5 protein-coding genes and 1 pseudogene are annotated in these 8,564 nt (G+C 59.2%); 2 read left to right on the forward strand and 4 right to left on the reverse strand.

Going from position 1 to position 8,564, the window contains the following annotated elements; translation table 11 throughout:
* Positions 1–180: 180 nt before the first annotated feature.
* On the forward strand, positions 181–450 hold the full coding sequence (locus tag NGM28_RS28075; RefSeq protein ID WP_252092495.1) for a DUF3077 domain-containing protein: 270 nt from the start codon (positions 181–183) through the stop codon (positions 448–450).
* Positions 451–532: 82 nt separating this feature from the next.
* Here the strand turns inward: NGM28_RS28075 and NGM28_RS28080 are convergent, their stop codons facing one another.
* The gene (locus NGM28_RS28080) at positions 533–997 is read right to left on the reverse strand and encodes a hypothetical protein (RefSeq protein ID WP_252092496.1); all 465 of its coding nucleotides are present in this window, start codon (positions 995–997) and stop codon (positions 533–535) included.
* A 240-nt stretch (positions 998–1,237) separates the two neighbouring features.
* Between NGM28_RS28080 and NGM28_RS28085 the strand changes: the two genes are divergently transcribed.
* The gene (locus NGM28_RS28085) at positions 1,238–2,623 is read left to right on the forward strand and encodes an IS4-like element ISPen1 family transposase (RefSeq protein WP_252092497.1); all 1,386 of its coding nucleotides are present in this window, start codon (positions 1,238–1,240) and stop codon (positions 2,621–2,623) included.
* A gap of 350 nt (positions 2,624–2,973) precedes the next feature.
* On the opposite strand, the gene NGM28_RS28095 is transcribed toward NGM28_RS28085, so the two are convergent.
* The 3 genes and pseudogenes from NGM28_RS28095 to NGM28_RS28105 all read right to left on the reverse strand — a co-directional run.
* Positions 2,974–3,270 (reverse strand): hypothetical protein, encoded by a 297-nt coding sequence (locus NGM28_RS28095; RefSeq protein WP_252092498.1) that lies wholly within the window; start codon positions 3,268–3,270, stop codon positions 2,974–2,976.
* Positions 3,271–3,281: 11 nt separating this feature from the next.
* Positions 3,282–8,024 carry an RHS repeat-associated core domain-containing protein gene (locus NGM28_RS28100; protein WP_252092499.1) on the reverse strand — a complete coding sequence of 1,581 codons (4,743 nt, stop codon included), beginning with the start codon at positions 8,022–8,024 and terminating at the stop codon, positions 3,282–3,284.
* A pseudogene (locus tag NGM28_RS28105) lies at positions 8,021–8,564 on the reverse strand (type VI secretion system Vgr family protein); the annotation flags it as partial. The gene NGM28_RS28100 and the pseudogene NGM28_RS28105, both read right to left, overlap by 4 nt.

An 8,564-nucleotide genomic window follows, 5' to 3' on the forward strand; every position in this document is an offset into this window, starting at 1 on the left:
CTCGAATCGGCGTTGATCCAGGTGCAGATGCCCAAGGCCCCACAGACGCTGCACTAGCCCGCGCCCGGCCCTGTTCGCCGGCAAGCCGGCTCCTACCGGGGGCTGCGTTTCACCTGTAGGAGCCAGCCTTGCTGGCGAAAGGGCCCGCCCAGGCCCCGAAAAATCCAGGGAGACAAAACAATGACAACAGACGAAACCACCCCCAACACCACCGCCGGCAAAACCAAGTTCTACCAAGGCGAAGGCCAGACCATCCCACTGTTCTGCATCGAACCCGGCATCCCCTGCCAGCACGCCCGCGAACAGGCTTCGGAACTGATGGGCTGCGTACGCGACCTGACCATCGCCGGGATCATGGAAGAAAAACCCCAGCTGCTCTGGGCCTCGTATTACCTGAGCGCGCTGGCCAAGGCGCTGATGGATGACGCCGAGCTGGGAATGAGTCACTGAGTGTCGCGGTGCCTGGGGGTGAATCACACCTGCTCCCAGGCAATCGCGTCAAACGCCATCAGTCATTTTTTTGCAATCACCTTCACTTTTCTGGAAAATTGAAAAATTTCCTAAAATACGCCACCAATTCGTTAGTTCTCCCACTCCGCATTCTTTCCAGCTCATCAGCATACAGAAGAAATGGCGTATCCTCACCTAGCAAGTGATCTACCCAATCTTCATCATTATTCGCACAAAAAACACAGCACCTAGAGAAAGATGACAAAGCATTATCCACTCCTTTATACGAGCGGACTTTCGACCAAAAAAATTTCCTAGCCACTTCTTTCTCAGGAGTTTCAGTCGCGGACCACTCTCTCCTTTCTGCAGAATTTAAGAGCTCGAAAAATTTGCTCTTAATCTCAGACTCAAGACCAACGAACTCTGAATCCAACAAGCTTTTCAAGTAGCCTGCCAAACAGGAAGAAAGGTCATAAGTGGCAAGGCCGGAATTTAAAAAATCCTCTTCAAACCTATCAACCATCAGCTGATCTACAGCTCCGAGCATGATACAGCTCCATCTCTAAAACCAGTATTGTTCATCACATGGCCACAAGATCTGCAACGCGGCATTGATTTCCCGTCATTGCAGCAGAAAGGGGACACAGGCAGCAGAAAGGGGACAGATTTGAATGGCACTTACTTAGCCATCAACCCTTTGATCTGTAAGAAAAAATTAAGAAGGGCTGGCCTTGGTCTACGGTGATAGTTGCGAACACACACCATTAAGCCAAGGACGCAGCCCAGCATGGATCGTAGACGTCAAATCCTCCAGCATCAACAGCAGCGTTTCCGCCACCATGCTTCGACCAGTGACGCTCAGGCATTTTTCGATCGCCTCATGGCCCCCGAACTGCTAAAGCGTGTCGAGTCATCGTTGCCAGCACATCGAGAGCGCCTATTCCCACCGACTGAAACGCTCTCGATGTTCCTGGCTCAAGCAATGAATGCTGATCGCTCCTGCCAGCAGGCGGTCAATGACTTTTCCATCAAGCGATCCTGCAACGGTATGAAGCCCAACAGCACTCGTACAGGCGCCTTCTGCAGAGCCAGACAGCGCCTACCGGTGGAGATGGTCTCAACACTGGTTCGTCACACGGCTTCATCGATCAGTGATCAAGCCCCCTCGTCGTGGCGTTGGAGGGGACGGCCCGTGCGTCTTGTTGATGGAACAACCGTTTCGATGCCCGACACGGCTGCCAATCAGGTTGCATATCCACAATCACGGGGGCAGAAGGTCGGCCTGGGTTTCCCACTCTGCCGAATGGTTGGCATTGTCTGTCTATGTAGCGGTGCCGTTCTGGACGCTGCTTTGGGCCGCTTCAGAGGTAAAGGTGGTGATGAACAGACCCTGCTCAGGTCAATGCTCAATGTGCTGAAAACAGGCGATATTCTGTTGGGTGATGCCTATTACGCCACCTACTTTCTGTTGTGTGAGCTGCAGCGAAGGGGCGTCGATGGGGTGTTTGAGCAGTACGGAGCGCAACGGCGCAGTACGGATTTTGCTTTAGGGCAACGTCTCGGACCGGAAGACCATTTGATCGAGCTGAAAAAGCCTGGGTGCAGGCCGCCTTGGATGAGCCTGACACAGTATGAGCAGGCGCCGGAGAGGCTGACGGTGAGGGAGCTGAAGGCGGGTGGCAAGATCCTGGCGACAACGTTGCAATGCCCAAAACAAACACCCAAATCAGCCCTCAGGTCGCTCTACAACGGGCGCTGGCATGTCGAGCTGGATTTGCGAAACCTGAAGGCAACGTTGGGATTGGGAAAACTGAGTTGCAAAACACCAGGGATGGCCGTCAAGGAGCTGTGGGTTTATCTGCTGGCACACAACCTGATCCGGATGCTCATGTCGCAATCGGCGTTGATGGCCGATTGCTTGCCCCGCGAGCTGAGTTTCAAACACAGCCTCCAGTTATGGCTAGCGCTACGACAGCGCAGCTACGGCGAGGGGGAGGATCGGTTGGCAAGTTTGCTGATGCTGATTGCTCAAAGGCGTGTAGGCAACCGGCCTGGTCGTGTCGAGCCTCGGGCGATAAAGCGAAGGCCTCAGGCCTACCCCTTGCTGACCAAACCACGTCGATCAGCAAGGGCAGATATCCGGAAACATGGGCATCCGAAGCATGTTAAGTAAGTGCCATTCATATCTGCCCCCTTTTACTCGGTTGACAGATTTGCTGATGTTGATTGCTCAAAGGCGTGTAGGCAACCGGCCTGGTCGTGTCGAGCCTCGGGCCATAAGGCGAAGGCCTCAGGCCTACCCCTTACTGACCAAACCACGTCGATCGGCAAGGGCAGAGATCAGAAAATATGGGTATCCGAAGCATGTTAAGTAAATGCCATTCAAATCCGTCCCCTTTTACTGCTTTCTCGCATTGATTTAGCCTAAAAAAGGTGACGCAAAAAAAGTGGGCAAATTCATTTCATCCACTACAGTGTGGTGAAAATAAATTTGCCCCTTTACTTCAGAAGACTCGCCTCGGGTCACCTTACACAAATATCTCTAGCACAGTCAGTCAAATGGTCAGCTGCTTGGTAGATTTCATCTCGTGTTTCGCTATCATACAAATCGGCACTGCTGGTCATCGCCCCCCACATGTCTAAAAATATTTCAGCAAGATTCTTTGGAATGGTGTTCTGGTTATCCAGCATTCCCTTGATCTGCTTCAGTAGCCCCATCAGTTCCTGATGCATTACGTCATCGAAGCCACGTTTTTCACGCAACTGTAGGTCGAATTCCAGCCACTTCTCGATAAAGGTCTCGATCAACTGATCATTCATTTGGTGATTTCCTAAGGTCGAACAAGTGTGATTGCGGACGGTGGTACATGACCGACGATCAGTAGCTCACCAGATGCCCTGGCACGGTTGCGTGCGGTGGTCCCCTTCAGCGAACTACATTCACTATTCAGGTCCAATGAGTCATTGACTTGCGACAGATCAATTCTCGCAATGCGCTCACGACCCGTTCCGTATTTCGTTGAGTTACTTGCAGCCTGTGCATAAGTCCTAGATGCCGAGATGTATTGGGTTTTAACAGTTGGCTTTGAAGCGTGCAAGACATGCCCCTCTACTGTGTAGTTCGCTGTCGGGTCTTTCGCCGCTAGGCCGGCTGCTGGATCTTCATCTTCTCTCAAAACTCGATATGCATAGCCTTCTGTACATTTGCAGCACACCTTGTGGTCGATGGTTGGTGCGGGATCGGATTTCTTACGTCTCGCCAACCCCAGAGGGTCCACCCAATCGGTCGTGTTGGGCGCATATTGGTGGAGGTTCAGTCCACCAACCATTCCGATGGGGTCTTTTGAGAGGAAGCGCCCAATGGTGAAATCGTAATATCTGTACCGGTTATAGTGCAGCCCCGTCTCATGGTCATGGTACTGCCCCTGGAAGCGAATCGAGTTGCCTAGGCCGTGCTGTTTCGCCCACGCCGAGCGCTCCTCTTTGACTTCACCCCACGCCTTGTACTGCCCCGCCCAAGCGACATTGCCTTGCTCATCGGTCAATTCCATCGGCGTGCCAAGGTGGTCGCACTGGTACCAGGCAATCGCCTCGAACGCCTGTGGTTTCACCTCGGTGTGCCACAGCGGATCCTGATCGAAGTCGTACTCGCGTTGGCGCCAGTCCGGCTGCTTGTGCAGGCGGATCGGACTCTTGCGCAGCGCCTGAGCAACCGGCACGAAGCTGCCCGGCTCGTACAAGTAATGCACGGTGCGGCCGGTGTCGCCCTCGTCGCGTGGCGGTGAGCTCTCCCAGGCCAGGGTGTCGCCATCCCAGCCGAACAGGGTGAAACCACAGCCAAGTTCGCGTTGACGCTTGGCCCGTTGCAACTGGTTCCAGCCGGTGCCCGCCTCGGGGCGGTCCCAGAAGTGCGCCACCGAATGCTTGTGCAAACGCCGGCCCAAGGCGTCGTAGCTGTAGTCGACCTTGAGCTTGTCGTCGTTGTAACTGACCAGGCGGTCGAACAAGTCCCAGGTGAAATGGGCATGTGCGCCGTTGTATAGGCGGTGGATCAAATTGCCGCGTTCGTCGTAGCGGTAATGGGTGCCGGCGTACTCGCGCAGCAGGTTGTCCATGAGCTTGTTGCGCCGTGGATCAGCTTCCAGCGGGCGATTCAGTTCCTGAGTTTTCTGGTCCAGCAGGTTACCGGCCGGGTCGAAGGCGAAGGTTTCCACGCCCAGGCGGCTGGTAGCCTTGAGCAGGCGGCCGACGGGATCGTATTGATACTCCAACGGCCCCCGACGGCTGTCGTGGATGTTGGTCAACTGGCCCGCGGCGTCATAGCGGTACTGACGCTTGAGCAAGGTGGACTGGCCGTCATGGCTGCCCAGCAGTTGTTCCTGCAAACGCCCGGCCGGGTCCCAGGCCTGGGTCTGCATCAGCTTATTGCCCTGATGCCGCACGATTTCGCGGTGTAGGTCATCGCGCTCGTAGGCCAGCATTTCGTGCTGATCGAGGGTCATGCCGAGCAGGTGGCCGCTGCCGTAGGTCAGCCAGCTGACCTTGTGGCCATCCGGGCGAATCGTGCTGACCCGCTGGTTGAGCGCATCGTATTCGTGCTGCCACACCGCGACCATCGGCGTACCGGTGGCCAGGTAGTGCTGATGCTCACGGGTCAGGTTGCCCGCTTCGTCGTGGAACCATTGCAGCTTGCTGGCGGCGTTGACGGCCTGGATCAGCTGGCCGTTGCCGTTGTAGGCAAAGGTTTCGCTCTGGCTCTGATCGCCCAGACGCGCCGTACGCTCGGCCAGGCGGCCCATGCGGTCGAAACGCAGGTCGATACGGCGCTGGCCCACTTGAGTACTCGCCAGGCGACCGCTGTGCGGGTCGTACTGGTAACGGGTGACCAAGCCATCGAAGCCGGTCTCCTGCAGCAGCCGGCCGACCGGATCGTAGAGGAAGTTGGCCTTGCTCTCGTTTTCGTTTTCCAGCCCGATCAGGCGGCCGAGCTTGTCCCAGCGATAACGCAGGGTGTGCTCGTTGGCGTCGACGCGTTCAGCGAGCATACCGGCAGCGGTATAGGACCAGGTGGTGCAGCGATCAAGCGCGTCAACATGGGCCAGCAGACGGCCTTCGGCGTCACGCTCGAAGCGTTCTTCGGTCTTGTCCGGGTGGGTGACCTTGGCCAACTGCCCGGCCTTGTATTCATAGGCGGTCTTGTTGCCCGCCGCGTCGGCGAACTCGATCAGCTGGCCGGAGGTGTCGTACGTCCACTGGCTGGTCTTGCCGGAGCAGTCGGTGTACTCAAGCAGTTGCCCGGCATCGTTGTAGGCGAGTTTCTTCTCGTTGCCGATGGCGTCCTTGATCGCCTTGACCAGCCCGGCCGGGGTGTAGGCGAACTCGGTTTTGTTGCCCAGCGGGTCGACAGTCTCGACCAGGTTGCCGCGCTCGTCGTAGTCGCGCTGCCACAGCCCACCCTCGGCGTCGCTGATCTTGATCAGCTGGTCCTGGTCGTCGTAGGCGTAGTGCACCGTGCTGTGGTCGGCACGAATGTGCTTGAGGCGGTTGCTGCGCTCATCGTAGACGTAGCGGTCCTGGCTACCGTCGGGGTGGACGTGGCGGATGACGTTCTTGCGCGCGTCACGGAACAGCCATTCGGAATTGCCGTCCGGGTGCTTGATCCGGTAGGTGTAGCCCTCGGCGTCGTAGTAGTGCCAGGTTTCCTGGCCGTGGGCATCGGTGACGTAGGTCAGGCGGATGCGCTCGTCCCACTGTAGGCGGGTCTCGAAACTGCCGTCGTCGGCCCATTCGTGGATGGCCTTGGCCTGCGGGCCGCTGCCGTCCCATTCGAGGTTGATGCCGCGGTTGGTGCGGTCGGTGTAGCGGGTGACCAGGTGGTGCTGGTACTGATAGCGCCAGGCGGCGCCATGCTCATCCTGGGCGGCGATCAGGTCGCCGTGGTCATCATAGTGGTAGGCGCACAGCTGGCGCAGCGGCTTGCCATCGACCACCTGCCACAGGCCCTGGAGGTGGCCGTGGTCATCGAGCAAGGTGCCCAGTTGCAGGTGCACCTTGGTCGGGTCGTCATCCTGGTAGGTGTTGATGTCCGACAGCACTGGCCGGTCGTGGTGACGGTGCTCGTAGTGCAGCATCGCGCCGGCGCCGCTGCGCAGCTTGATGTGCGTCAGGTAGAAGCGGTCGCCATGGCGGGCATAGGTTTCCTGGCGCGTGAGGCCGCGCAACAGCACCAACTGCTGTTCGCCGGTACGCACCAGGGTGAGGTACTCCACCGCGTCGTGGTGCGGCTTGCCTTGCTTGGGCAGCGGGTATGCATGGCTGCGGCCGTCCATGTCGTGGAACACCACGCCCTGGCCGACCACGTCGATGCAGGTGGTGAACTCGGTGACCCAGCGGGCGCCGAGAACGCCGTCGTCCAGCTTGTCCAGCCGCGAGTTGTAGGTCCGCGTCCAGGTGACCGGGAACGGGCCGGGCAGACTGAAGTCGGTGTGGTGCAGCGACTCGCTGCCCAGGGCGAAGTTGATGCGGTTGCAGGTGCTGGTGCAGACCTCGTTCTTCTGGTCGTTGGCCGCTTTCGTCGCCGGGCCCTGGTTGGTGATCGACTCGATACGGCCCTTGGAACCCTGGTGCTTGGCTTCGGTGACTTTGTCCTGCTTGACCACCGTGGGCAAGGCCTTGGGGTTGCGCAGGTGCCACTTCACGCTGCTGTTGTGCAGCACCAGCAGCATGTTCTTGATCGAGTCCTTGTTGGCCGTGCTGCCCAGGCTCATCAGCTTGCCGCTCATTTGCGGCGCCAGGGTGCGGAATTGCTTGGTGTAGTCGAGCACTTCCTTCTGCACCCGAGTGGGTACGGCGTTGCTCATGAGCGTGTTGGCCGCGCCCTTGCCCATTGCCGAGTAGGCGTTGCTCAGCGCACCGAAGGCATTCTCGAAGGCCACCGACGGGTCGGACTTCCAGGTTTCGCTGACCTTCTGCGCCAGCTTCGTGGCCTTGTCGAGGTCGCCCTTACTGTCGAGCTTACCGAGAATGATCGCGTCGATGGCGTCGGCGGTGTTGTTGATCAGTTGCTCGCCGGTCTTGGCGGCTTCGCCGAGGATGCTGTCGAGTTGGGCCTGGGCATCGACGAGGAAGGTATCCAGTTCGCCGAGCAGGTCGGCGTTGAGGTGGCCGATGATGATCTCGACCAGCGCGTCGCCGAGGATGTCCTTGCCCTCCTGACGAGCCAGAGTCAGCATCGGCCGCAGGCCCTTGCGCGCAGCAGCCATGGTCGGTGGCGCGGGGATCACGCCGATCAGGTTGATGCCCAGGCTTACCCAATCCCACGGGTCGGGTTCCTTGGCACTGGCCAGGTTGACGATATCGCCCACGGCATCGACCAGGGCGATGATGTTGCCGATTACCGGCAGCACCTCGGCGGTGTCCTTGAGCCGCTCCAGGTTGACGTAGCCGCCGCTGATCTCGCGCAGCCAGGCGTCGAACACGGCGGCGCCGCGGCTGACGTCGGCCATGCCGATCTGGTCCAGGGGAACGACCGCCGCCTGGGCTGGACGTGGTTTTTCAGAGGTATCGGCGGTCATGACATCAGTTCACTTGGCAGAAGATCGGTAGCAGTGCTCAGGCTTGGGGCCTTGAAAGCGGGGAGCTTGGGCATTGTCGGTAACGCCGGCAGCTTGGGCAGGCTTGGCAGGCTGGCCATGGCTCCTTGCGCGGCGCTGCTCGCCTTGCTGGCGGCACCCAAGGCGTTGGAGGCGGCCGGCAGGGCCGAGCTGGCGGCGCTTGCCAGTTGCGGCAGGCCAGCAACGCCGCCTTTGAGCGCGCCTTGCACCTGCTGCGCACTCTGCATCGCGCCCTGCCCGGTCTTGAGCAGGTTCATGCCGGTCTTGGCCGCGTCCATGCCGCTGCCGGCCAGTTGCTTGGCCTTGTCGAACAGGCCGCCTTCGCCCTTGGGCAGCGGCAGCTTGTCGACCAGCGATTCGAGCTGGGTCGACAGGCTGTTCGGGTCGGGTGGCTGCACCGGCCAGTCGACTTCGCCGATGTAGCTGCTCGGCGCCCACGGGGGCGTCGGGTCGCGGCCGAAGGTGACCCAGGCCGGCCCGGGCGCGGCGCCGGACACGGCG

This window comes from Pseudomonas sp. MWU13-3659 (genome assembly GCF_023757525.1).
Lineage (GTDB): Bacteria > Pseudomonadota > Gammaproteobacteria > Pseudomonadales > Pseudomonadaceae > Aquipseudomonas > Aquipseudomonas entomophila_E.

Bases quoted from the DNA above. Each gene is read 5' to 3' on its own strand.
- NGM28_RS28100 (WP_252092499.1), bottom strand. From the start codon at position 8,024: ATGACCGCCGATACCTCTGAAAAACCACGTCCAGCCCAGGCGGCGGTC.
- NGM28_RS28075 (WP_252092495.1), top strand. From the start codon at position 181: ATGACAACAGACGAAACCACCCCCAACACCACCGCCGGCAAAACCAAG.
- NGM28_RS28085 (WP_252092497.1), top strand. From the start codon at position 1,238: ATGGATCGTAGACGTCAAATCCTCCAGCATCAACAGCAGCGTTTCCGC.
- NGM28_RS28095 (WP_252092498.1), bottom strand. From the start codon at position 3,270: ATGAATGATCAGTTGATCGAGACCTTTATCGAGAAGTGGCTGGAATTC.
- NGM28_RS28080 (WP_252092496.1), bottom strand. From the start codon at position 997: ATGCTCGGAGCTGTAGATCAGCTGATGGTTGATAGGTTTGAAGAGGAT.